The organism is Levilactobacillus paucivorans (assembly GCF_001437125.1).
GTDB lineage: Bacteria > Bacillota > Bacilli > Lactobacillales > Lactobacillaceae > Levilactobacillus > Levilactobacillus paucivorans.
The window spans coordinates 1-743 of record NZ_JQCA01000092.1 but is presented as its reverse complement, the minus strand read 5'-3'; the positions used below and the strand labels follow the sequence as shown (position 1 = coordinate 743).

The 743-nt window shown below is 38.6% G+C and carries 1 protein-coding gene; it reads left to right on the top strand.

The genetic code is table 11. The features are described 5' to 3' along the window. Positions 1 to 48: 48 nt before the first annotated feature. Positions 49 to 743 (top strand): transposase (locus IV54_RS07725; RefSeq protein ID WP_162259322.1); only part of this gene is annotated, 695 nt, incomplete at its 3' end.

Below are 743 nucleotides of genomic sequence, written 5' to 3'. Positions count from 1 at the left end.
AGAAATCGTACGATTTCCAACCTAAGTCGACTAGCATGCTTTGAAAAAATGAGTGATACCGTCTCTATGCGCCACGTAGCTGGCGAACTTAGTATCTCTAGTACTACGGTCCTAAGATACTTAAAAAGTTATCAAGACGACATTAAGCCTCAATACATCTGGCTGCCTGAAGTAATTTGTATGGATGAAATTAAATCCACCAGGGATGCAAAAGGCGCGATGAGTTTCATTTTTATGGATGGTATTAAGCACAAATTCATGGACATCCTTGATTCAAGAACCATACATGACTTGGAGATTTACTTCAAGCGCTACACCAAGGAAGCTCGCGATAGCGTCAAAGTTATCGTGACCGATATTAATTACACTTATCCTAAGCTAATTAAATCTGTGTTCAAGAACGCTATTGTGGTAACCGACAGGTTCCACATTGTTAATTTGATATCAAAGGCTTTCAACAGGACCAGGGTACGCATTATGAAGAAATATGCGTCGTCTAATGTTAAATACAAAGGCCTAAAGCGCTATTGGAAGTTATTACTAAAGCCGAATGAACAATTAAATTTCAAGGCTTACTATCACTATTCATTTCTTCAGGGATTGAACACGGAAAACAGCGTGGTTGACCGGTTGTTAAGTTACAATGACGAGCTTAAGGAAGCATACGAAATTCTACAAAATGTTATGAGTGCCATCAAATATAAAGATGATGAGCGTTTGGACATTCTACTCAACGACAGTGA